This window comes from Epibacterium sp. Ofav1-8 (assembly GCF_022348185.1).
GTDB lineage: Bacteria > Pseudomonadota > Alphaproteobacteria > Rhodobacterales > Rhodobacteraceae > Epibacterium.
Map to the genome: position 1 here is coordinate 523,946 of NZ_JAKRFD010000001.1, position 22,346 is coordinate 546,291.

20 protein-coding genes are annotated in these 22,346 nt (G+C 64.2%); all 20 read right to left on the reverse strand.

All coding sequences use genetic code 11. The features are described 5' to 3' along the window. Positions 1-119: 119 nt before the first annotated feature. Positions 120-1,661 carry an AMP-binding protein gene (locus MHM97_RS02555; RefSeq protein ID WP_239319114.1) on the reverse strand — a complete coding sequence of 514 codons (1,542 nt, stop codon included), beginning with the start codon at positions 1,659-1,661 and terminating at the stop codon, positions 120-122. A gap of 119 nt (positions 1,662-1,780) precedes the next feature. Beyond that, positions 1,781-3,127: a cytochrome P450 gene (locus tag MHM97_RS02560; protein WP_239319116.1), complete on the reverse strand. Its 1,347-nt coding sequence runs from the start codon at positions 3,125-3,127 to the stop codon at positions 1,781-1,783. A 12-nt stretch (positions 3,128-3,139) separates the two neighbouring features. Then, on the reverse strand, positions 3,140-4,693 hold the full coding sequence (locus MHM97_RS02565) for an AMP-binding protein (RefSeq protein ID WP_239319117.1): 1,554 nt from the start codon (positions 4,691-4,693) through the stop codon (positions 3,140-3,142). Then, positions 4,690-4,956, reverse strand: coding sequence for a phosphopantetheine-binding protein (locus MHM97_RS02570; RefSeq protein WP_239319119.1), 267 nt, complete (start codon positions 4,954-4,956; stop codon positions 4,690-4,692). Before MHM97_RS02570 ends, MHM97_RS02565 begins: the two co-directional genes overlap by 4 nt. A gap of 40 nt (positions 4,957-4,996) precedes the next feature. Then, positions 4,997-6,574 (reverse strand): class I adenylate-forming enzyme family protein, encoded by a 1,578-nt coding sequence (locus tag MHM97_RS02575; RefSeq protein WP_239319120.1) that lies wholly within the window; start codon positions 6,572-6,574, stop codon positions 4,997-4,999. Beyond that, the gene (locus MHM97_RS02580) at positions 6,550-7,524 is read right to left on the reverse strand and encodes a hypothetical protein (RefSeq protein ID WP_239319121.1); all 975 of its coding nucleotides are present in this window, start codon (positions 7,522-7,524) and stop codon (positions 6,550-6,552) included. Before MHM97_RS02580 ends, MHM97_RS02575 begins: the two co-directional genes overlap by 25 nt. After that, positions 7,524-8,387: a hypothetical protein gene (locus MHM97_RS02585; RefSeq protein ID WP_239319122.1), complete on the reverse strand. Its 864-nt coding sequence runs from the start codon at positions 8,385-8,387 to the stop codon at positions 7,524-7,526. The genes MHM97_RS02580 and MHM97_RS02585 overlap by 1 nt, the downstream gene beginning before the upstream one ends. Beyond that, complete coding sequence (locus MHM97_RS02590) at positions 8,384-10,828, reverse strand: acyl-CoA dehydrogenase family protein (RefSeq protein WP_239319123.1); 2,445 nt, start codon at positions 10,826-10,828, stop codon at positions 8,384-8,386. The genes MHM97_RS02585 and MHM97_RS02590 overlap by 4 nt, the downstream gene beginning before the upstream one ends. Next, a complete protein-coding gene (locus MHM97_RS02595) occupies positions 10,825-11,103 on the reverse strand; it encodes a hypothetical protein (RefSeq protein ID WP_239319124.1) in 279 nt (92 codons plus the stop codon). Before MHM97_RS02595 ends, MHM97_RS02590 begins: the two co-directional genes overlap by 4 nt. Then, on the reverse strand, positions 11,100-12,071 hold the full coding sequence (locus tag MHM97_RS02600; protein ID WP_239319125.1) for a 3-oxoacyl-[acyl-carrier-protein] synthase III C-terminal domain-containing protein: 972 nt from the start codon (positions 12,069-12,071) through the stop codon (positions 11,100-11,102). Before MHM97_RS02600 ends, MHM97_RS02595 begins: the two co-directional genes overlap by 4 nt. After that, positions 12,065-13,042: an alpha/beta fold hydrolase gene (locus MHM97_RS02605; protein ID WP_239319126.1), complete on the reverse strand. Its 978-nt coding sequence runs from the start codon at positions 13,040-13,042 to the stop codon at positions 12,065-12,067. The genes MHM97_RS02600 and MHM97_RS02605 overlap by 7 nt, the downstream gene beginning before the upstream one ends. Then, complete coding sequence (locus tag MHM97_RS02610; RefSeq protein ID WP_239319127.1) at positions 13,032-14,393, reverse strand: hypothetical protein; 1,362 nt, start codon at positions 14,391-14,393, stop codon at positions 13,032-13,034. The genes MHM97_RS02605 and MHM97_RS02610 overlap by 11 nt, the downstream gene beginning before the upstream one ends. Further along, positions 14,393-15,031, reverse strand: coding sequence for a hypothetical protein (locus MHM97_RS02615; protein ID WP_239319129.1), 639 nt, complete (start codon positions 15,029-15,031; stop codon positions 14,393-14,395). Before MHM97_RS02615 ends, MHM97_RS02610 begins: the two co-directional genes overlap by 1 nt. A 4-nt stretch (positions 15,032-15,035) precedes the next feature. After that, positions 15,036-15,686, reverse strand: a complete 651-nt coding sequence (locus tag MHM97_RS02620) for a hypothetical protein (protein WP_239319131.1) — start codon at positions 15,684-15,686, stop codon at positions 15,036-15,038. Continuing rightward, positions 15,679-15,948 (reverse strand): acyl carrier protein, encoded by a 270-nt coding sequence (locus MHM97_RS02625; RefSeq protein ID WP_239319132.1) that lies wholly within the window; start codon positions 15,946-15,948, stop codon positions 15,679-15,681. Before MHM97_RS02625 ends, MHM97_RS02620 begins: the two co-directional genes overlap by 8 nt. Before the next feature lie 35 nt (positions 15,949-15,983). Next, positions 15,984-16,919 carry a 3-oxoacyl-[acyl-carrier-protein] synthase III C-terminal domain-containing protein gene (locus tag MHM97_RS02630; protein WP_239319133.1) on the reverse strand — a complete coding sequence of 312 codons (936 nt, stop codon included), beginning with the start codon at positions 16,917-16,919 and terminating at the stop codon, positions 15,984-15,986. Positions 16,920-17,485: 566 nt separating this feature from the next. Continuing rightward, entirely contained in the window at positions 17,486-18,652 is a 1,167-nt protein-coding gene (gene uxuA / locus MHM97_RS02635) for a mannonate dehydratase (protein ID WP_239319134.1), read from the reverse strand. A gap of 52 nt (positions 18,653-18,704) precedes the next feature. Further along, on the reverse strand, positions 18,705-19,436 hold the full coding sequence (locus tag MHM97_RS02640) for an FCD domain-containing protein (protein WP_239319135.1): 732 nt from the start codon (positions 19,434-19,436) through the stop codon (positions 18,705-18,707). Continuing rightward, positions 19,433-21,244, reverse strand: a complete 1,812-nt coding sequence (locus MHM97_RS02645; protein WP_239319136.1) for a glycoside hydrolase family 2 protein — start codon at positions 21,242-21,244, stop codon at positions 19,433-19,435. Before MHM97_RS02645 ends, MHM97_RS02640 begins: the two co-directional genes overlap by 4 nt. Positions 21,245-21,262: 18 nt before the next feature. Further along, a complete protein-coding gene (locus MHM97_RS02650; RefSeq protein ID WP_239319139.1) occupies positions 21,263-22,237 on the reverse strand; it encodes a TRAP transporter substrate-binding protein in 975 nt (324 codons plus the stop codon). Positions 22,238-22,346: the final 109 nt, after the last annotated feature.

Sequence of the window (22,346 nt, forward strand, 5' to 3'; positions counted from 1 at the left end):
CTTGGAACATCAGGGCGGGACGCGAGACCTAAATCACAAAGAAGGACGTCCTAATCGGCGTTTTGCTCCGCTTATTAAGGGGTTGAGCGTGATGTTGGTCGTCCCGGAGACGCATCGGATCACACTTTGGCGGATATCTTGGACGTGGCCTCTGCAAGCAGGGCCCGAGAATCGACTTTGCCATTCACGGTCACCGGCAGGCTGTCGCGGACCCGGATGTCGCGCGGGATCATGGTCTGCGGCAGCAACGCGCTCAGTGCCTGTGCGCAGTCCGTCGCAGCGAGACTGTGCCCGCATTCCGGTTGCACAAAGAGAATGATATCCCGAAGCTGCCCGGCTTCGCGGACCGGCAAACAGGCCGCCTTCTGAACCTGCGCGAGGCTATGCGCAGCCCGCTCGATCTCGTCGAGTTCGATGCGGTTGCCATTCCATTTCACCTGCCGGTCCGCCCGCCCCAGCAGGATCAGGTTGCCAGCGGCATCGACATAGCCCAGGTCACCGGTCCGATAGGAGCGTTGCCCCTTGTGACGGGAGAAGGCCGCATTTCCGGGGTGGTCGGCTGGCAGGTAGCCGGTCACGATCTGCGGTCCGGTCAGTTCCACCTCTCCCGGCGTGCCCTCTGGAACGTCGGTGCCATCGGCGTCGACGATCCGCATCACATTCTCGGCCAGCGCCGGCCCGAGGGGCAAAATCCCTCCGCGGTCGATCTCGGCATCGGAGAGGCGATGCACATGGCTCATGCAGGTGCCCTCGGAGGGACCGTAAGCGTGGCGGATGTCGGCCTGTGGAAAGCGCCGTTTCAGATCCTTCACCAGACGGTGCTGCACAGCCTCGCCGCCGACAAAGAAACACTGCAACCCGGGCAGGGTGCCAGCGTCGAACCGGGGATCGGTGCACATCAGCTGCAACAGCGACGGGGTCGAGAACCAGGAGCGCACAGCCACCTGATCGGGATGCGCGATCAGGGCCTCGATATTCTTGTGCGGCATGATGTTGTGCCGGTGGTCGAGCAGGACGACCGGACGCCCCAGTGCCAGCACGGGCCAAAGATCCAGCATGCCCATGTCGAAGGCGAGACTGGCATGGTTCACATGTGCGCTCTGCCAGGGGGCAAGCGTGCGCCCGGGGATGTCCTGCAACATCGGGCCGTACCAGTCGTGGAATGCAGCAAAGTTGGCATGGCTGATCGGCACGCCCTTGGGTTCGCCCGTGCTGCCGGACGTGAAGATCACATACAGAAGATCGGCTGGGTCCCGATCTTGCGCGGCGGTTTCGCCGAGCGCCTGATCCGCTGCGGGCGGGATGCGATGCAAGGTCACGTCAGCGTGCACCTCGGGCGCTTCGTTAGCGTGGAACAGGGTCCGCGCGTCTGCCACCCGTTGAATCCGGGCGAGCCGGTCAGGCGGGTTCGAGCGGTCCACGAACACAAATCCCCGCCCGGCACACATGCAGGCCAGCATGGCTGCCACCACGCCTGGTTCCTTGTGCCCCTGGATCATCACCAGCCCGGTGGTTGCATCCGTTTCCAGCATGTCGAGGACGGCCCGCGCGTGGCGCCCCAGAGCGCCAAACGACACCACGGTGCCGTCACTGACCAGCGCCGGTGCCTCCGGGTGCGAACGTATGTGGGCGAGGATCTTGGATAGGAAACTCTCTGTCATGGGGCCTCCGGTGAAGTGAGAAGGTGAATCCGGGGGCGGCGACAACTGTGTGATGCGCGCGTCCCCCCGTGTCATCGTGCAGTCAGGGCGCAGCCTGCCTGCGACCCGTTGGTCCGGGCCTAGAGCGCCAGGGTTGCGGCCTCTGTCGCGGCAGTGCGATACCTGAAGGCAACCGGAACCGCGCCACGGGGGGCGAGGGTGGACCGCAGGATGGGGCGCAGATTGCCGCGCTTGCAGTCCGGGGCCAGTTGCAGGTCGAACTCCGCCACCACCGCGCGCACGGCGACGGACAGCTGATGCTGCAAAAACCGGCTGCGGCTGCGCACACGCGGGCCGATCCCGAACGGCAGATAGGAGTTGCGATCCTCGGGCGGGGTCAGGAACCGGTGACCGTCAAAGCGATTAGGGGTGTCCCAGTAGCGCCCGTCGCGATGGACCAGCCAAGGGGCGAACAGAATGGTGGTTCGCGGCGGCACATTGTAGCCCTGAACCTCCATTTCCTTGCTCGTAATCCGGTAGATGAAGGGCAATTCGGGGTAGAGGCGCTGCGCTTCCTGGATCACCGAGTAGCACAGCGGGGTCTCGGTGTCCGGAGCGTCGTAGAGATCCGTGCATCCGTCGACCTCCCGTGCCATTTCAGGAACGAGATCCGGGCTTTGCGCCAGATGGCACAGGGTCCACAGCAGCCCGAGCCCGTCAATGTTGAGCTTTTCCAGCAGCAGGCGCCCCAATGTCGGGCGCAGAAAGTCGATCCGCTGTTCCTCACTGAGGGTCTCCGGCAGGCACTTGTTCATCGTGGCCAGAACCGTAGAGGTCTCGTCGTTCAGTTGGGTCAGGCCCGCACGCACCGCGCGGTCCAGGAACCCGCGCGCCTGCTGGAATTCGGCGAGCCTCTCGGGATGTGCAATCTCTTCGGCGTCTTTGGTGCTCATGGCAAAATAGAACTGTTCGATCTGCATCAACCCGTCGACCATGTCCTGGTCGGGCAGGGCGTCACCAAACAGGGTCGGACAAAGGGCCCGCACGGCCCAGAGGGAGCAGATCGGGCGCAGATCAACAGGCGCCTCGGCAGTGAGGGCAAGATCGCGCACCAGCGCGCGGGTCGCCGTGGTCAGGCTCCGATGCGCCCAGTCATCCCACCGGGCGTTGACCTCTGCCAGACCACTCCGGCTTGCGTCCCAGATCGCCGCGTTCTCCGGGCGCTCCAATGCGTCGCCGATGAGAATACGCGTGGTCCCGGCATTGCTGGCGATGTCCCCCAGTTCGGTTTGGAACTGTCCCTGGTGGTTTTTCCAGTACCGGATGCTCTCTGTTCCCGTCAGCAGCAGCATCTGGCGGCTTTCGCTGGCCCGTATCATCACCACGTCGCCGAGTTTGCGCATGGCGGTTTCGGCGACCTTCAGCAGGCCAAGGTTCTGGTGAAACTCGGAGCTGGCGTCGAATACGGGGATCTGCGGTTCTGTCATCTCTAAGTCCTCTCAGCTGAGCGTTTCTGCATCGGGTTGGCTGTGCACGTGGCGATGGTCTGCGGTTCTGGCCGCTTCGGAGAGCCAGGCGCGGTCAATCTTGGAATTGCGATTGAGGCTGGCTTCGAAGCCGGCGTACCAAAAGCGCGGCACCAGATAGGGGGGCAGTTCGCGGGACATCTGACCGGCGAGCTGCTTGAGCACATCTGCGGTGTGGTCGCCAAAGATGTAGGCATTGAGCGCACGGGCTTCGCCGCGCAGCATGTAGGGCTCCACCACGGCGTCCTCGATCCCGGGCTGGCGGCGGATATGGGCCTCGATGTCGTCCAGATCGACGCGCATGCCCTGCACCTTGATCTCGCGGTCGATGCGCCCGCCAAAATACCAAAGCCCATCCGCCCGGCGCAGCCCCCGGTCCCCGGTACGGTAGCAGCCGGGGGCGGGAAAGGCGCGCCCCTGCTTGTCCGGCAGCTTCAGGTAGCCGCGCCCGACCGACGCGCCGCGGATCTCGATCTCGCCCTGGTCCGGGCCGGGATCTGCGACCAACGCGGTTCCCGGGCGGGCATATCCGATCGGCAAGTCCTCCGGGGCTGCCAGATGATCTGCGGTGATGTCGACCGCGGTGACGGCAACGGTGCATTCGGTGGGGCCATAGGTGTTCAGCACGCGGCACCCCGGAAACCGGTCGAACAGGCTCTGCACGACCGGCTTGGTCAGGGCCTCGCCGCAGAACAGAAAGGTCGAAAGCGCGGGCAGTGTGGTGCCATTGAAACGGCGATTGCGCAGCATCAGGCGGGTGATCGAAGGCGTGGAGACCCACAGCCCGACCTGATCGGCCGCAAGGCGCCGGATATAGCCGGTGGAGTTGGCAAAATCAGCGTGATTGAGCGCTGTGATCGGTCGCAGCCGCAGCCAGGAATTCCAGAGTTCGAACAGGGACACATCAAAGCAATGGCGAATGTTGCCGGTCACACCGTTGAAGCTGGCCCCTGCCAGAAGCTGGTCCTGCCAGCGAATGAAGTCCGCCAGATTGGCATAGGTGACCTGAATGCCCTTGGGCTGGCCCAGCGTGCCGGAGGAGAACATGATATAGGCCACGTCATCCGGCGCGGCGTCGTGCGGTGGCAGATCCTGCGCAGGCGCGGCATCGAGGTCCACGCTCCAGACCGGAACGTCGCTCCCTGTCAGCGTCTTGTGCAATTGCGTGGGCGCATTCGGATCGGCGTCGGCGACCAGGACCACCGACGCATCACATGTCTGCACGATCTGGCGCAGCCGTTCCGCTGGGGTGTCCTGTTCGGCGGGCACCAGGGGCCGGCCCGCCAGCAGGCAGGCCCAATACGCGACGAGGTAGCGCGGGTCCTTGTGCCCCCAGATCAATACGGGCCGGCTGCACCTCGGGTCTGGCACGCGCGCGAGCGTCTCCGCCAGTGCCAGGGAGGCGTGGTAAAGGCGATCAAAGCTGAGCGTCTCGGACGTGGTGCGATAGGCCTCCGCACCGCTCCCCGCAAACCGGCGATGAATGTCGCGGAGCAGCTGGTGTGGATCATCCGCCTGCGGCTTCATGCCGGGGCATCCTCTTTCATGAACGACGCGATCAGCGTCGACAGGCTTTGAATGGTCGAGAACTGTTCCGGGCGCAGCTCGGAGGGGTCGATCTCCAGCGCCGGGAGACGCTCTTCCAGCGCCATGAACAGCTCCAGCAGCAAGCCGCTGTCGAGGCCGAGATCATCCTCGATCCGGGTGTCCGGCGTGATCGAACTGCCGTCATCCATGTCCAGAAGCTCTACGATGGCGTCAATGATCTGGGTGTCGATATGCGTGGTCATGATGGGTCCTTTCAGCTGTCGAGTGGGCGGGGCGGCGGCGTCAGTGCGCGGGGCTCAGAGGCCGGGCGCGGGATCTGGGGGCGGCGGTCGGGGCAAGCGCGTGCAACGCGGCCCTGTCGAGCTTGCCATTCTGGGTGCGGGGCATTTCTGCGTGGATCGCGATCCGGGCGGGCACGGCGTGGCTGTCGAGGCGGGATTTGCACCATTGAACCAGATCCTGGCTGGTACACTCCGTCCCGGGGGCCAGCGCGACATGCGCCAGACAGATCTGCCCCTGCACCGGATGGTCGGCGCCAAGCACGCAGACTTCGGCGACGGCGGAATGGGCGATCAGCGCCGCCTCCACCTCCGAGGGGGCGACTTTCTCACCAGCGATCTTCAGGATGTCGTCATTGCGCCCGACGAAATAGAGGTATCCCTCCGCATCGAGCCGGCAGGTGTCGCCGGTGTACAAGACCTGCTCGCCGGGCAGGGGGCCGGGGCGCAGGCGCTTGGCAGTGGCCTCGGGATTGTTCCAATAGCCCTTCATCACCGTTGATCCGCGAATGACCAGTTCCCCGGTGGCGTTTCTGCGCCGGGCCTGTCCTTCGGCATCCACCACCCAGAGTTCGGTGTTGGGGATGGCGATGCCGACGCTGTCACGGCGGTGGGTCAGCTGCGAGGGCGGCAAGTAGGTGCAGCGGTGGCACTCCGTCAGACCGTACATCGAAAACACCGTCGCGCCGGGGAAGGCGGTTTCCAGTGTGTCGATGAGTTCCGGATGCAGCGCCGCTGCCGTCGAGGAGACCAGCCGGACCGCACCGAGGTCGAACCGGTCGGCCAAAGGCGCAATCAATGGCACCATCGTGGGGACTACGGGAAAGACGGTGGCCCGGTTTTGGGCCAGATGCTGAAGCGCAAAGAGCGGTTGCCCGAACCCCGGTTCGGCAAAGATCTCTGCTCCGGTCAATGCGGCCATGGTGATCTGGTGCAGCCCGTAGTCAAAGGTCATCGGCACGGCGCAGAAAATTCGATCCTCTGCGTGGTAGCCGAGGTAACTTGCCACCGACCGCGCTGCGCTGGTCATGTTGAGATGCGACAGCATCACCCCTTTGGGCGTGCCGGTGGAGCCGGAGGTGTAGATGATCGTGGCCAGATCCTGATCCAGAACCGAAGGTGTGGGCAGGTCCTCGCAGGCGGTCTGCGTTGTGCGGGCGGCGGTGACAGAGGCGTCAATTTCCGCGCAGAGCACCGGTATGGGATCCCCGGTCCGTTCCAGTGCAGTCTCCACGACGTCGCTGGTGGACGGGTCGGCGAGAATGGCCGCCGGGGTACAATCCTGCAACACAAACGCGAATTTGCTCGCCGGCGTGCCGGGGTTCAGCGGGACCGCAACTGCACCGCTGGCCAGGATGCCCCAGTAGCCGGCGACGAACGCGACCGAATTCGGGCAGGACAGAACCACCCGGTCTCCGGCGGTCACGCCCCTGGCATGCAGGGCCCGGGCGATGCGGGTCGCGGCGTCTTGCAGCTCCGGATAGCTGAGGGTGTGTCGCGCGTCGCTGACGGCAGGCGCATGTGGCCAAGTTCGGGCTGCCTGTGACAGGAAATGAGTCAGGAGGGAATGAGTTGCGAACATGTGGCGCGCTCCTTCGTATGCGCAGAGACGGGGGACTGGGTGATCATGCAGGCGCCTGCAAAGCCGCCCATGCCGATCGACAGGATGGCGCAGGACCTGCCCGGGCGCAGATCGGCGTGCTCTTGCTCCAGCAACAAGAAGGGGTCGCTGGTGTAGCAATGGCCGATATCGGGCAGCAGCCCCAGCCGCAGCCGGGTCTCGGGCAGACCGGTCTCACGGCAGAACATCTGCCAGGCCAGTCGGTTGACGTTATGTGGCAGAAGCGGGCAATCGCCTGCCCAATCGAACCCGATCCGCGACAGCGATTGCTGGACGATTCCGGCGTGGGCGGCGAAGAACGCACCCATTTCGGTCGCGGTGCCGGCGCGGCCGCGTGCAAACTGGGGGTGCGTGCACATGGCAATCTCGCCCAGTTGCAATCCGCCGTCTGCCCGATCCACGATCATGCCGCAGAAGGCATCGCCCATCAGGGTACAGCCGGGCACGTAGCGATCTCCCGGCGGCAGGTCGATATGGCTGTCGCCACCCAGCACAACAACGGCGCGGGCCAGTCCGGTCACCAACAAGGTGCGCGCCATGTCCAGCGCCCAGAACAAGCCGCCGCAATTGTACTGATCGACCTCATAGCGTCGCTCGATCTCTGCCAGGAGGGGGTGGCCGGCGCAGAGATGATGCACCGGAGAGCGTCCGACCGCATATTGCAGCGGCTGCCCATGCGCATAGATCAGCGCGTCGGGAAGCGGCCCGCGATGACGGGCGGCGAGCTTGCGCACCACCAGATCGAACTGGGCTTCCAGCGTTTCCCCGGGGGGCACGGCGGCCACGCGATCCAGACCGAACATACGCTCGAACACACGGGCTTCGGCGGGGCTGCCGCCGGCTTCGCGTATGATCTCTTCGGCGCCCAGACGCGCGGAGGGCACATGGCTGACGAGGCTCGCAAGGCGCATCAGGTGCCTCCGTCCTCTGCGGCGAAGCCCACGACGCAAAGTTCCTGGTCCTGCCAAGTCATCAACAGGTTGTTGCGCGTCGCAGGCATCCCCATCAGCGCCCGCAGGGGCGCAGCGCACATCTGGCTGGAGGGAGCCGGGCGCCAGTCGGCGAACCCCTCGTCGAGGCCCCTGAGACGGTCATCGGAAATCAGCACCGTTGCCGACGGATCAAGCCCGAGATCGCGGCAGCTGGTGTCCAGCACCGCGGGCAGGTCTGCCTCTTCGATCTGGATGTGACGGCGATAGCCCCGATAGCAAAGCCCGGATTTCGCCTCCGACTCCAGCAGCAACAGGCTGGCGGAATTCTCCGGTTGCAGCTGTTCGGCGGTTGGTGAGCGATAGAGCAGATGCTTCTGATCCATGGTCATCACCAAGGCGCGGCGGCCCTGGCGGGTCAGGTAACGCGCGGCGCAGTCAATGGCAAACAGCGGAGCAGACAGCCCCCGGTCCGAGATGGCAAATCCGAACCCGTCGGGCCGATCCATCCAATGCAGGGCAAAATTGGTGACCGAGGTTCCTAGGTGCAGGTCGGGCATCCAGTGGGCCAGCAGGACCAGATCGACGTCTTCCAGCGGGTCGTGCTGCCGCAGCTCGTTCAGCAGTTCCTCCGCCATGGCGGCAAAGGAGGCCCGATCCGGCGCGGATAACCAGTTCTCGACATTGCTCTGTGCGACGGGATCGTATTCCTGTCCATTGGATCGAAAGAAACGGGCGTTGAAGTCTTCCCAATAGGCATGCTGGTCCGCCGCATCCGCGACCGGCGGTTCCAGTCCGCCGAAGCTGGCGCCAACGATCTTGGCCGGGTCCAGGCGCAGGGTCATGATGCCACCCCCGCAACATAGGTGCGATAGGCATTGAGCACATGGATATTGGAAGTTCCCTCCATGTATTCAAAGCCCTTTGCATCCCGGATCTTGCGACGCAGCAGCGGGTCCGTCAGCATGGCCGCGGGCGCATCGCGGGCGATCCGGGCGGCCAGCGCATCGGAAAAGGCCACGGCCTGAAACTTGACCTCGCTGATCCGGTGCCCACGCGACCGTCCGCGAAGACCGTCGGCGCAGACTTCCGCCAGGGCCGCGATCAGGGCGCTGTGGGTGCGGTATTCGCCCGCAAAGGCGCTGGCCTGCCCGTGCTGGCTGAGCCGGTCCAGCATGCCGCGTGCATTGCCAAGCGCCAGCGCAGCCACCACCGGGCGGTAACGTTCGAACACGCCATTGATGGCCATGAACCCGTCCCGCAAAGAGGGCTTTTCGGATTGCGCGGCGACAAGATCTTCGTGGCCGACCGGCACATCGTGAATGTCGAGCCGACAGAGGTCGGCGCCGGACATTCCGGTCGTGGGCAGGCGTGTGATGGTGAGGTGATCCGCCACCTTTTCCGGTTCGATGAGCACCAGCGCACTGCGCCCGGAGGCCGCGAACCTGGCATAGACAATACCGATCCGGGCACGGGCAACGTTGCCGATCAGCATCTTGCTGCCCCTCAGCACGTAACCTGCGCCGGAGGTCTCCAGCACGGTGGCGCCCGCCGATGCATCGGAGCCGACATCCGGCTCCGTGACCGCAAAGAAGGTGCCTTGCGGGCCGCTGCGATAGGCGGAAAAGAACCTCTCCTGCTGCGCGGGTGTCCCCACCGCTTCGAGCGCGCCCCCCGCCAGCGACGGACCTTGCAGCGCGAGAATGCAACCGGCGTCCAACCGCGCCAGCCGTTCGACCAGTGCCACATGCAGATCATGCGGACAGCGCTCCAGACCGAGTGAGGTCTCGGCCAGGGGAAAGCCGTTATAGGCCTCCGGCACGCCGATCATCGTCAGGGCCTTGACCAGCGGATCGGCCCAGAGATCCCGCCAGGCGTCCGGATCTTCTGCCAGCGTGCCTCCGGTGGTTTCAAACAGCGTGCGGAGATCCTCAAGCCGCTCCAGCGCCGGATGGTCAAAGGGCGCGGGCAAGGTGATATGCGGCGCCGCGGGCAGTATGGAGATCGGTCGGGGGATCTGCTCGTCCAGAAATCCCTGCACCCGGGGGCGTTCGCGCACGACGGTGGCGGTGCCCTCATCGACCATGACCTCGACAGGCGCGCCAAATCCGAGGAAATTCACCGGCGACGCGGTTGCACCATAGGCGCCGGACTGGTGGATGCAGATCAGATCACCCGGTGCGGGCGGGGCGAGCACGACGTCCTTGGCGATCACATCCATTGGGGTGCAAAGGGGGCCGGTAATGCTCCAGGGGGCATCAGGGCCATCTGCAGCGTTGCTCCGGGCCGGGTGCGGCACCAGCGAAACCGGGAAGTTGCGGCGCATGAAGCCCTGTCCCGCGGCGGCGCTGTGGACATTGGACCCACCGTCGCAGACCGCGAAGTTCTCTCCCTTGTTGGCCTTTACCTGCCGCACCGAGGTGACAAAACGCCCGGCTTCGGCCACCATGTAGCGGCCAAGCTCTATGGCGATCCGCGTGTCCGGATGCGTCTCTGCAAAGGCTGACAGCAGCGGCTGCATCGCCGATCCGAGGGCATTGAGGTCGAGTGCGATCTCGTCCTCGTAATAGGGCACGCCATACCCGCCACCGATGTCGACAAACTCCAGCGGCGCGGCAAGGTCGCGGGCCACACGCGCCGCAAGTTCGAGAATGCCGCAGGTATTGGCCAGGATCGTGTCATGGCTCAGGATGCGGGTCCCCATATAGACATGCAAACCGGCAAGACGCAGGTTGTGGAGATCCTCAACCCGCCGCAACGCGGTGTCCAAGGCGCATTCGTCGATCCCGAACTGTGTCGGACGTCCACTCATGTTCAGTCGGGCGCCGCTGACCTTGAAATCGGGGTTCACCCGCATGGCAATGGGCTGAGTGCGTTCTGCCCGAGCAGCGATCCGGTTGATCTGTTCGAGCTCGGGCAGGGATTCCGCGACGATCGCCTTGAGGCCAAGCGATACCGCCCGCTCCAGATCGTCTTCGGCCTTGCCGGGGCCGACCATCAGGATCTGATCGGCAGGGCATCCCGCTGCCAGTGCGGTTTCCAGCTCCAGCCGCGAACTGACCTCGGTTCCGGAGCCCTGGGCCACCAGCAGGCCCACAAGGCTCAGATTTGGATTGGCCTTGAGCGAATAGAAGAACTGCGCCTGCGGCAAGGCCCGCGTCAATGCGCGATAGCGGCCACGAATGGCTGCGGCGTCATAGACATAGAAGGGCGTGCCGACCGCGTCTGCCAGGCTGTGAAGCTGCGCCGCGTCCTGCGGCAGGATCTCGAACCCCGTCATCGTCATACCGCCACATCGTGGGATTTGCGCGCCGCGATGAATGCAGACAGAGCCGAGATGGTTTCGAATACGCCTGTGCCGCCTTCGAAGCTCTCCATGAACTCAAAGCTTTCCATGCCCGTGCGGTCCGACAGGGCAACGATGAACTGGACCAGCTCGATCGAATTCAGCAAACCGCCGGTCCCGAACAGAGCCTCGCCTGATCTGGCCCGTTCGATGCGTTGAGGTCCAAGGCCGATGTCGCTCAGGCTGGCGAGGATGGCATCTGTCATGTCGGTCATTGGGAAACTCCAGTTTGCGGGAATGAGAGAGGCAGAGGTGTGTCCGTCACCCGCAACAGCGCGCAGGATGCGGTCGCGCCGAGGCCGATGCTGAACAGGAGCACCTCGTCGTCGGGCTGCAGCACATCGTCCTGTGCGCCGCGCCAGAGGTTGAGAAAGGGATCGACACCAAAACAGTGGCCATAGCAGCCGATGGTCGACAGGCGCAGTTTCTGCGTGTCGATCCCGGCGTCTTCGGCCACCTGATACCAGGAGGGCGCATTGACATTATGCGGCATCACCCATCGCAGATCCTGCGGGGTGCGGCCAAAGTGTCGAAGCGCGTCCTGCAGCGTCTTGCTGGCCAGCTGGACATAGGCGCTGTCAAACCCATCGAGGTAGTTCTCGCCACGCAGACCGGTGTTCTTCCAGAATTGCGAGGCATGACGGGTAAAGGTGTCGACCACCTCAAAGGGCCCCGGGGTGCGACCGACCAGCAAGGCGGCTGCGGCCTCGCCCATGATCGTGGTGTTCTCGATCACGCGGATCGCCGGGTGAAAGGCCTTCTCTCCGATCAGGATCAGGCCAGTATCATCAGGGCCGAGCAGGTGATCCAGCATGCCCAGCATGCTCAGCCCGGTTGCACAGTGGTTCATCGTGGCGTCAAAGACCTCGACCCCCGCGGCGGCGAGTGCCGCAAGATGGCTGGACGCCGGCGTGTCAAAAACCTGCGTCGAGAGCAGCGTGTGACAATGCACAGCATGGCTGAGGGCGCTTTGGCGGTTCTGGTTGCGATCCATCAGGGCGCCCACCGCCTGGTCGAGCAGGTGGTGCAGTGGTTCCGCGTGGTCGCAATGGAAGGTTTCGAACCCGAAAAAGCGATCATACATCCGGATCTGGTTGCGTGACAGCGACAGGTCGTCGGCCAGGTCAGCAAGCTTTTCCTGCCGCGCCGGGAACACCACCGAGAGATCGAGGAGGGTCAGCATGGTGGCCCTCCGCGAGGGGGGGCTGATCGGGCAGGTGGCGTCGGAGGGGTTCCCACGTGCGCCGAGGCGGGGTGGCGCGTGGTTTCGGGCAGTGCAAAGCACACAATGCCTTCGAACAGGCGCGGGTCATCGAGGATGCTGTGGTGGTTGCAGGCGTCCAGCACCAGCGCGCGCGCGGCGGGCGCGATGGAACAGATGTCTTCGGCCTCGCTGAGGCGAACCTGCCAGTCACGCCGGGCATGAATGACCATGAGCCGCGACCCCATGCGGGCAAAAAGCTCCGGCCCGATTTCATGCGGGGGGCGCCCCTCACGGCGCGCCGCCCGCGAAAGCAGCGCATCGGTCACTGCGATTGGGGCTGAGATGCGACACAGATACGCTCGCAGCAGCGTTTCCATCGAATATGGCGCGCAGATCGTGACCAGACGGGCCGCAGTCAGCCCGGCCTCGATCACCTGCGCGGCGATCAACCCGCCGGCGGAATGCCCGATGACCGTGTCGATGTCCTCATCGCGATACTGGGCGGCCAGAATCCGGGCCTTGGCGCTGAAACTCATCGGGCGCGCCGGGTTGCAGCCCTCCCCCGGCAGGTCCGGCAGAATGACGCGCGCGCCGCTCGCCGCGAGGGCCAGCGCCAGGGGCGTCATCATGGCGCTGCGGGCATTCCAACCGTGCAGAAGCAGCACGCGCGGCCCGTTTTCCGGTCCGAACCGGCGTTCGGCAAGGCAGCCTGCGGTACGGGCATCCGGGGCCTCCTGGGCGGTGTCTGGGGTCATGCGTTCAAACCGGTGCAACGCCAGCATCGCGCCCCATTCGGGGTTGAGCGCGGTCAGTACATTCAGCTCCTGCCGACGCATCCGACCCCGCACAGCGCGAAAGGCGAACATGGGCCCCGCAGGTGTCGGGCGGCGCATGGCGCGGCGCCACAGCGCCAGCGCACAGAGACCGGGATAGGCGAGTTCAAACAGCATGGGCCCGCCCCAGGCTGCGCAGAAGCAGCAGGAACTGCACCGCGAAGAGACCAAAGCTGCCAGCTGCTGCCGCGATCAGGACGTCAAGGATGAGCCCCATGCCCGCGCCCTGCATCATCGCCCAGAGCACAGCGGCGCAGGTCCCGGCCTCGATCAGGAAGGTGATGACCAGCACCTGAACACCGCGCCCCAGCTGCTCCAGGATCACCTGCAGCATGGCGGAGCCGGAAATCAGGAAGAAGGTGATCAGCAGCTCGGTGAACATCTGGTTGGTGGCCGCGCGCAGCGCTTCGGCCTGTTCAGGAACCAGCAGATCGAGCGCCCCTGTCCACTGTGGCAACAGCGCGGTCACGATCGCATACAGGCAGAGCATGAAGGGCACACCGATGATCAGATAGCGCAGGCGCTGGGCGGTTTGACCCTGCTCGGCGAGCTGGTTGACCAGGATCGCGATGGCGGATCCGATCGCGATTGCGGGGATCATGAAGGCAATGCGATAGCGCAGCACCACAAAGAAGGCAGAGGCGCTGTCCTCGCCTATCTTGGACAGGATCGGAAACACCACCGAGGCGCTGACAAACCCCACCACGATCGAGCTGAACACGGGGATGCCGACGCCGATCTGGAGCTGCCGGATGCGGATGCGGAAGGGTTCTTCCGGGCTGTCTTCCCCATCGCGCAGCTCGCGCCGCAACAACAGGGCGATGACCGGCAGCATCAGGATCGGACCAACGAGATTGCCGATCAGAACCGCTTCGAACCCCCAGCCGTATTGTGACACCAGCACGTAGGTTGTGGTCAGGTCGATCGCGACAAGACCGACAAAGGGCACGAGCCCCAGCAGGACCTTCCCTTGTCCGCGCATGGCGCCATAAAAGATGTCGAACACGACGAAGGGCACCAGCGACAGCATGAACAGCGGAAAATGCGCGAGGATCAGGCGGATCTCCGGGTCCTGGACAGGCAGAGTTTCGGCCGCGGCATAGCCAACTGCGGCGACGATCACGAACAGGATCACGCCATTGCGGCACAGGCGCAGCACCGCGCGCTGGGTGCCACGGCGGGGCCAGTTGTGACGCGAGCGGGCGCTGAACACCTGCGCGGTGATGGCCAAGCCCTCCATGATGGCCAAGGCCAGGATGAAGCTTGGTTGCAACAGCGACAGCGTGTTCAATGCGCCGGTGTCCGGCACACGGGCCAGCAGCGCAACTTTGCCCAGATTCAGCGTCGAGGTGGCGGCGGCACCAACGGCAAAGGGAATGGCAAGCAGCAGAATGCGGGAAAGCGTTTGCCAGACCGTGGGTCTGGCCGCGTCGAGCAGGGCGTCGGCGGTGGGAGTTGCGGGTTGCATCATTGGCTCCTGATGGGCGTTGCGGCGAGGGGGACGGCGGCCTGTGCCCGGCGCTGGCTGAGATCAACGGCGCGATCCCGGGTGCCAAGCAGCGCATAGCGCAAGGGGCGCGTGGGGCGCGGTCGCGGGGTGAGCCGCTCGGTGGGATCGCGCAACACCAGCGACAGGCTGCTGTTCGCGGTCATCGCGCGGGCGAGGGCCATCGCATCTTGCAGCGATTTGCGACACTCCACCCGCAGCGCATGCACCGGCCCGTGGTGATCCAGGGTCTGCAACAGGTATTGCAGGATCGGGCTTCGGGTGTCGGGTTGATGGCCGCAGTGCAGATAGACCAGTAGCGGAGTATCCGTTTCGGCGCAGAGGCGCCGCCAATCATCCCGCAGCCGTTGGGAATGCAGGTCGGGCACCGCGTCCGCGTTCGAGAACAGATGCATCGCCGGCGGGGTAGAATCCGTGGACGACTGGAGGCGCTTCCAGGCGTCCAGTCGCTGCTGAAGGCAAGGGTCGAACGGATGCTCTCGGGCGGCGCTGTCCTCTCCGGTGTCGCAGGAATACAGGATTGGACGCGCCGAAGCGCGATCAGGCAAGGTTCCGGATGCCAAGAGCCGAACTTCGGCGAGACTGGGTTGAAGCGCCATCCGTTCACACCCCGCTGTGCGACGACGGGACCAGGGTCGCACGGATCAGGGTGGAGAGGTACTCCAGCCCATGCACGGCCCCCTCACGCAGGCCGTGGCCGCCCATGAGTTTGGCGACCTGCACCATATGTGTGTCGATCTCGGTGTGCAGCCGATCACAGCCTTCGATGTCGCCCCGGGGGTCTGACAGGATGAGTTCGCGGCGCAGCTGGTTCACAAACATGCTGCTTGCGGAAAACCGTGCCTTGACCAGTTGGTGATGCAGCGTTTTCTGCCCCAGGCTCTCTCTGGTTTCGAGATGGGCAAAGGCCATGTCCATGGCGTGCGCGAGGATCCCGGCGCGCAGGGCCAGGGTCGCCAGGGCGACAGAGGCCGGACGCGGGTGCAACGGCCGGGGGGCGACCTCCGACAGCACCAGCCCGAAACAGGCGATGCCATGTTCCGTCCGCGTGGATCGGGTGCCGACGTCGGCTGCCGGCTCTGCCGGATCAACCAGTGGCGTATCCGGCAGATGGATCGCATGGCTGCGACCGGCGAGGAAACCGTCCCGTCCGGTGACCAGAAGGCACGCGGATTGCAGGGCCTGCGCCGGGGGCGCGCGCCGGGCGGTCTCGAAGATCTGCTCCGTGAGGGGGCCGGTTGCTGAATCAAGCATGTGCCTGCTCTCCCTGGGCAAGGCTTGCTTCGATGTGCTCCACCAGCTTTTCCATGGTGTTGAACCCGGCCTGACCAATGGTTTCGGGGTCGAACCGCAGCCCCGGCAACTTGTCCTCAAGGCCCAGGAGGAACTGCACGAACATGTAGCTGTCGAGGTCGAAGTCCCGGTCGAACCGCATGTCAGGGCGAATGCCGGTAACAGGGCGTTCCAGAACCTCGGAGAGAACCTCGGAAACGGCAGTGGAAATGGTCTTGTTCATGGAAGGCTTCCTTATGCTTCGGGCAGTGAGTGGGATCAGGGGGCGGGGCAGGCGGGGGGATCTCGGTCCAGCAAACAGGCGGAGAAGGTCACGCCGGTCCCTGCCGCCAGCAGCAGGACCTGCTGGACCGGACCAGTGTCTGAGACAACCGCCTCCAGATTGACGAACGGATCTGAGCAATAGGCATGACCGGTTCCTGCGATGTCGCCCTGGAAGGTCCGGTCCTGCCAATCGAATGCCCGGATCAGGGCATCGGTCAGCGGACGGTTGAGATTATGCGGCACAAAGATCATGTCGCGGCTCAGCACCGCTGCATGGCGATCCAGAAAGGAGGCCACAAATTGCGTGAGCCCCGGCGCATACGCCTGTTGCAGGGCAAGTCGGTCCTCCGGGCCCATCGCTTCGGGGTTGATGTGAAATCGCGGCAGGTGCCGGACCGCTGTGCCGTGCACGTGCCAGGACCCGGGACCGGCATTCAGAACCGCTGCGGTGGGAACCTCCGCCAGCAGGCCGACCGTCAGGCGGGACACCGAAGGATGGAAGGCCTTTTCCCCGGTCAGCACGATGACTGGGGCCTCAGTGCCGCACTGCGTGACGAAATGAAGACAGGCCAGCGCGGAGGCGCAGCTGGTCATCGACAAGGCATGCACGTCCCAATGGGCCAGCCCGTGCTGATCGACCATCTGCCGCAGCCAGTTCTGGTCGGTGCGCGTGTTGTGTGTCTGGGTCTTGCAATACACGACCAGCCCCGCGGACCGGCCGCGGTCTGGCAAACTGTCGATGGCGCCTTGCAGGACCGGGGACAGCATCCCAGTCTGTGCGTCCCGGTGACGCGTGACGGATTGCAATCCGAAAAAACGGTCATACATCTTGGCCGAGGTCGGGGTCAGCCCATGACTGGGACCGAGCTCTTGCAGAGGTATCTTTGTGCCACCGTCCGGGGACAGCGCGATGTGACACAGGGTTGTCATTGGGCCGATCCTCTTTCCTGTCGCCGCAATGCGGGGCGACCTGAAAAAGCGTTACAAACTGACCGAAAATGGGGCGTCCAATTTCATGAACTAGGACGGGCTAGATTGTGAATCAGGTCTTTGGACAGCCAGGTCCCGTCAGGCCTAGATCACGATAATATATTGCGATTTATGGATATTTTTATGGCGTGACCGGCCCGGACGCCGCATGCGATTTTTTTCGCCGTCCGCCCGGTTTGTCTGCTGCGCGGGTGATGGGCTGCCGGTGTGAGGCAGGCGAACAAAATCCTGTGTTCCTATTTTTGTGATGCACACAACCTGAAATACGCCCGCCGCGAATCTGTCAGATGGAAATCAGGTCGTGTCCCCGCGCGGCAAAATGCAGCGCTGATGCCATGTGCTGGCGGGAGCCGCGTCTTCCGGGGGGCGGCAAGCTGCCGATGCCCGTGGTGAGGAGGCCCGGGACAGATCTACTGGCCCGGCTCCCCCTTCTCAGGGATCTGCGAGTGGTCCGCCGCCGCAAGCAAATATTCCAGAGGCTGCGCCCGCTTGCCCCGCCGCCGATTTTATGTCGCGGCGCTGTGGGCCAGCGTGTGCAGGATACCGCGCAGTTCGGCCAGACCCCGGAGACGCCCGATATAGGGGTAGCCGGGTGTGCTGGTCGTGCGTTGGTCATGGGCCAGCATATGCCCATGGTCGGGCCGGAACGGAAGCGCGCGCCCTTGTGCGGTTTCCGCTTCCAGAGCCGCCTTGCAGATCGCCACCATGTCCACGTCCCCCGCCAGATGCGGCGCTTCATGGAAACTGATGCCATCGGCTTCGCGCAGGGTTGCCCGCAGGTGGAGGAAAGCCACCCGCGGGCCGAACCGTGTCAGCATTGCCGGCAGATCATTGTCCGCGCGCACCCCGAGCGAGCCGGTGCAGAAGGTCAGACCGTTGGCCGGGCTGTCCGCCATGTCGAGGATCGCCTGAAGGTCCTCTGCCGTGGAGACCACCCGTGGCAAACCGAAGATCGGGAACGGCGGATCATCGGGATGAATCCCAAGCGTGACGCCCACCTCTTCGGCGACGGGGACGACACGGCGCAGGAAAGCCGCCAGATTTGACCGCAGCCGGGCTGTATCGATCCCGTCATACATCGCCAGATGAGCGCGAAAGCTGTCGAGGTCGAAGCTCTCTTCGGCACCGGGAAGGCCCGCGATAATGGTCCGCGTCAGCTGCTGGCAGTCCGCTTCGCTCATTGCGGCGTGGCGCGTCGCCGCGCGGGCTGCAATCTCCGGATTGTGGTCGGCCGCGGCGGCCTCTCGGCCAAGGATGTGAATGTCGAACACCGCTGCATCTACTGCATCATAGCGCAGGCAGAGCGCGCCATCCGGCAACGCATGGGTCAGGTCGGTGCGGGTCCAGTCCAATAGCGGCATGAAGTTGTAGCACACGGTCCGGATGTCGCAGGCGGCGAGATTGCGGATCGACTGCGCCCAGGCGTCGGCCTTGTCCTCCCAACCCGGAGCGCCGCGCTTGATGTCCTCATGTACCGGAACGCTCTCGACCACCTCCCATTTGAGACCTGCTGCTGCAATCATGTCGCGGCGCTCGGCGATGGCTTCCACGGACCAGACGGTGCCGTTCGGCTGGTCATGCAGGGCAGTGACAATACCGGTCGCACCGGCCTGGCGGACATCCTCCAGCGTCACGGGGTCATCGGGGCCGAACCAGCGCCAGGTTTCGATCATGCGATCCTCTTGTTCTTTGTCTTCGTGGGCAGGAAAGGCCCGGACTGCGCCGTCAGCCCGGCGCGGAGATGGGTTGGAACAGGTAGCCGTCAAAGGCGGGGTCATCCACATCCGACAGCTCCATCAGGGTTTCACGAACATGTGCGAGGTGCTGCCACATCGCAGCACGCGCCCCGTCTCTGTCCTTCGTGCGCAGCGCGGCGAGGATTTTCTGGTGATCCTCCAGCCAGTTGCGTCGATAGTCCGCGTCAAAGATCCGGTCGTGCAGCTTGGCCCACATCGGGCTTTGTTCGCGCTTGCGCCAGAGCTCGTCGACCATGTCCACCAGCACCGAATTCTGTGTCGCTTCGGCGATCAAACGGTGAAAGAGCTCGTCTCCGGAGTGGTCGGCACTGCCGGATTCGATCTGCTGGCGCTCCATCTCCAGGGCTTCGCGCATGCGGGTGATGTCGTTCTTGGTGACCATTTCTGCGGCAAAGGCTGCGATCGAGCTTTCCAGAAGCTGCCGCGCCTGCAACAGCTCGAACGGACCGATGTCGTCGCGCACCGGCGGTGCGGTGGTCGCAGACGGAGCGGCGAGATAGATGCCGGAGCCCTTGCGGACCTCCACCAGACCATCAATCTCCAGCATGATCAGCGCCTCGCGCACCAGGGAGCGCGACACCGACAGCCGTTCCGACAGTTGCCGTTCGGGCGGCAGCCGGTCCCCCACGGCAAAACCTTCGTCCCGGATCACGACCCGCAGGGCCTGTGCCACATCCTGATAGCGCCTGTATTGGCTCATGCTGTCTCCCCGCTGGTTTGCGTCGCGCGGCTTTCTTCTGCCGCGCGTTCGGCATAATAGGCGGCGAGCCGGTGAAAGGCGGGTTTTTTCGTCGCTTTATCGGCGGCGATCAATCCTTTGCGGTTCCAGCCCCGTTGAAAAATGCCCTGACGCCGCTCGACCCGGAAATCATAGAGGATCCAGGGCGACATGCCCTTCACATAGTCCAGCGCGCGCAGGGTGGCGATCTGCCTTGCGTAGACTTCGTCCTGATAGGCGAGGCTGAACAGCCCGCGTTCGGGTCCGTGTTCGGTGCTGTCGCCATCGGCGCCGGTTTCGGAGATCACAACCGGGCGATCCGGCGCGGAGTTGCGGCCGATCTCGCCCAACTCGTCAAAGTTCTCTTCGTACCAGCCGTAGTATTCATTGAGGCCGATCACGTCGATATGCGCGGCCAGACGGTCTTCGATCTTCAGCTTGGCGTGGTTCACCAGGCAGGCGGCCGAGGTCAGGCGGGTCGGGTCTTCGGCCTTGGCCAGATCCGCAAGACCGCGCATGAAGTCGAGACGGGCGTCGGTGTCGGGGTTCTCGTTTCCGACCGACCAGATAATGACGCTGGCGCGGTTGCGATCCCGGCGGATCAGTTCGCGCAGCTGGTTTTCGGCATCGCGCCGGGTGGCCGGATTGGCAAAATCAATCGCCCAATACACCGGGACCTCTTCCCAGAGCATCAGGCCCATCTCGTCGGCAATCTCTGCCGCGCGTTCATGATGCGGGTAATGCGCCAGCCGCAGGAAATTGCAGCCCAGTTCCTTGGCGTGGGCAAAGCGGCGGCGGATGTCGGTCTCACCCGTGACCTTGCCCTGAGTTGCGTCATCCTCATGGACAGAGATGCCACGCAGGAAGATCGGCGCGCCGTTGAGCAGAATTTCAGTGCCCGCGCGCGCGATGGTGCGGAACCCGACGCGGTCCTGCACCCGGTCCCCGCCGGCACTGAGGATCACGTCGTAGAGTTTCGGAGTGTCCGGTGACCACAGCTCTGGTGCGGCATCCAAGGTGATCTCGCCCTTGCCCTCGGACAGGGGCAGTTCGGTGTCGATACCCAGTTCTGGGATCGCCAACCGGGCAGAGGCACAGTCTCCATCCACATCGACAGAGGCACGGATCGCGCCGTTCTCGAGCCGGACAAACAGGTCGCGGATCACCACCGGCGGGAGATCATAGAGCGTCACCTCGCGGTAGACACCGCCGTAGTTGAACCAGTCGGTGTTGCGCATGGGCACGCGGTCCAGCGTGCGGGTGTTGTTGACGCAGAGCATCAGCCAATTCTGGCCCGGCTTCAGGGCCTGGGTCAATTCCACACAGAACGGGGTGGAGCCGCCGTAGTGGTTGCCCAGGAATTCGCCGTTCAGGAACACCTTGCAATCATACTGTGCCGCACCGATCCGCAGCACCTGCCGCCGGTCTGGGGCAGGGTCGTGCAGGAGGGGGCGGGTGTACCAGGCAGAGCCCTCGAAGAAGTACCACTTCTCCTTTTGCATCTGCCAGCAGGAGGGCACAGGCACCGTCTCGCCCATATAGGGATCATAATCCCAGGGCTCGATCCGGTCCTCGGGAGCCTCGGGCAGCATGGCGTACCATTTCTGCCGAAGCCCGGTGTCCAGAAGATCGACGCAGAAATTCCAGTCTCCGTCCAGCGACTGCCCCTGGCGGCCACGGGTGAAGATCAGCGTTTCGGCGTTGAGGTTCTGCGTGTTGAAGGGACGGTCATAGTCCTCGTCGTGCAGGGCCTGCAACGCGTTGTCTGCGAGTTCGGATCGTTCCAGCATGGTGCCTGTGCCTATCGCTTATTGTGCCGCTTTGATGCGATCAATCAGATCGGCGAGGTGCTCCGACTTCGCCGCGACTTCTTCGTGCATCGGCAGAACAGCCTCGGAGAAGGGGGCCTTGTCCACCTCGTGCACGTTCACGTTCAGCGTTGCCTTGGCTTCGTCGATGGCGGCGGCAGAGGCCGCATTCCACGCTTCGCGATGCGCAGCCATGGAGTCTTGCGCCGACGTGCGCAGCGCCTCCTGCTGCGCTTCGGTCATTGCGTCCCAGGCACAGTTGGAGATCACCACCACGGAGGGGATCATGGTGTGCTCATCAAGGGAGAAATCGGTGACGACCTCGCCATGACGGGCGGTGGTCAGCGCGGTCGGATTGTTTTCTGCCGCATCGACAACACCCTGCTGCAAGGCGCTGTAGAGTTCCCCCCAGGAAATCGGGGTCGGGTTGCCCCCCAGCAGCTCAACCATGCGGATGGCAGAGGGGCTCGGCTGTACGCGCACCTTCACGCCTTCCAGGTCGGCGGGCGACATGATCGGCTTCTGGGCATAGAAAGAGCGGGCACCTTCGGTGTAGAAGGCGACGCCACGGAACCCCTGATCGACAGAGGCGTTCAGGATGTCCTGCCCGATGTCGCCGGTGATAACGGTGTTGAAATGCTCTTCGGAGGAAAAGATGTAGGGCAGGTTCAGCGCCGAGTAGCTCTCCTCGAAGGCTTCGAGCTCGGAGGCGTTGGAGCGGGCCATCTCCAGCGCGCAGTTCTGCACCAGCTCCATGGATTCGCGTTGGGTGCCAAGCTGGGCATTCGGGAAAATCTGGATCTTGATCTCGCCATCGGTCAGTTCCGCCACGCGGTCGGCCATGACCTGCATGGAGATGTGAACCGGGTGATCCGGCGGGTTATTGTGGTTCAGTTTCAATGTCGCGGCAGCGCCAACGCCAGCAGACGCCGCCAGCGCCAATGCGGACAGGGCCGTGGTCAATGTCTTGGTCATGGTCTCTCCTCCCAAGGTGCTTTGGTCTGACCTGTCAGAATTGGTCGACCAATATTTGAGGAAACTTCCCCATCTTTTCGATTCAGTCAACCAAAACTTCGAAATTGCA

What these genes read in the sequence shown, in the direction of transcription:
- MHM97_RS02555 (WP_239319114.1), bottom strand. Translation starts at nt 1,661, where the DNA reads ATGACAGAGAGTTTCCTATCCAAGATCCTCGCCCACATACGTTCGCAC.
- MHM97_RS02560 (WP_239319116.1), bottom strand. Translation starts at nt 3,127, where the DNA reads ATGACAGAACCGCAGATCCCCGTATTCGACGCCAGCTCCGAGTTTCAC.
- MHM97_RS02565 (WP_239319117.1), bottom strand. Translation starts at nt 4,693, where the DNA reads ATGAAGCCGCAGGCGGATGATCCACACCAGCTGCTCCGCGACATTCAT.
- MHM97_RS02570 (WP_239319119.1), bottom strand. Translation starts at nt 4,956, where the DNA reads ATGACCACGCATATCGACACCCAGATCATTGACGCCATCGTAGAGCTT.
- MHM97_RS02575 (WP_239319120.1), bottom strand. Translation starts at nt 6,574, where the DNA reads ATGTTCGCAACTCATTCCCTCCTGACTCATTTCCTGTCACAGGCAGCC.
- MHM97_RS02580 (WP_239319121.1), bottom strand. Translation starts at nt 7,524, where the DNA reads ATGCGCCTTGCGAGCCTCGTCAGCCATGTGCCCTCCGCGCGTCTGGGC.
- MHM97_RS02585 (WP_239319122.1), bottom strand. Translation starts at nt 8,387, where the DNA reads ATGACCCTGCGCCTGGACCCGGCCAAGATCGTTGGCGCCAGCTTCGGC.
- MHM97_RS02590 (WP_239319123.1), bottom strand. Translation starts at nt 10,828, where the DNA reads ATGACGATGACGGGGTTCGAGATCCTGCCGCAGGACGCGGCGCAGCTT.
- MHM97_RS02595 (WP_239319124.1), bottom strand. Translation starts at nt 11,103, where the DNA reads ATGACCGACATGACAGATGCCATCCTCGCCAGCCTGAGCGACATCGGC.
- MHM97_RS02600 (WP_239319125.1), bottom strand. Translation starts at nt 12,071, where the DNA reads ATGCTGACCCTCCTCGATCTCTCGGTGGTGTTCCCGGCGCGGCAGGAA.
- MHM97_RS02605 (WP_239319126.1), bottom strand. Translation starts at nt 13,042, where the DNA reads ATGCTGTTTGAACTCGCCTATCCCGGTCTCTGTGCGCTGGCGCTGTGG.
- MHM97_RS02610 (WP_239319127.1), bottom strand. Translation starts at nt 14,393, where the DNA reads ATGCAACCCGCAACTCCCACCGCCGACGCCCTGCTCGACGCGGCCAGA.
- MHM97_RS02615 (WP_239319129.1), bottom strand. Translation starts at nt 15,031, where the DNA reads ATGGCGCTTCAACCCAGTCTCGCCGAAGTTCGGCTCTTGGCATCCGGA.
- MHM97_RS02620 (WP_239319131.1), bottom strand. Translation starts at nt 15,686, where the DNA reads ATGCTTGATTCAGCAACCGGCCCCCTCACGGAGCAGATCTTCGAGACC.
- MHM97_RS02625 (WP_239319132.1), bottom strand. Translation starts at nt 15,948, where the DNA reads ATGAACAAGACCATTTCCACTGCCGTTTCCGAGGTTCTCTCCGAGGTT.
- MHM97_RS02630 (WP_239319133.1), bottom strand. Translation starts at nt 16,919, where the DNA reads ATGACAACCCTGTGTCACATCGCGCTGTCCCCGGACGGTGGCACAAAG.
- uxuA (WP_239319134.1), bottom strand. Translation starts at nt 18,652, where the DNA reads ATGATCGAAACCTGGCGCTGGTTCGGCCCCGATGACCCCGTGACGCTG.
- MHM97_RS02640 (WP_239319135.1), bottom strand. Translation starts at nt 19,436, where the DNA reads ATGAGCCAATACAGGCGCTATCAGGATGTGGCACAGGCCCTGCGGGTC.
- MHM97_RS02645 (WP_239319136.1), bottom strand. Translation starts at nt 21,244, where the DNA reads ATGCTGGAACGATCCGAACTCGCAGACAACGCGTTGCAGGCCCTGCAC.
- MHM97_RS02650 (WP_239319139.1), bottom strand. Translation starts at nt 22,237, where the DNA reads ATGACCAAGACATTGACCACGGCCCTGTCCGCATTGGCGCTGGCGGCG.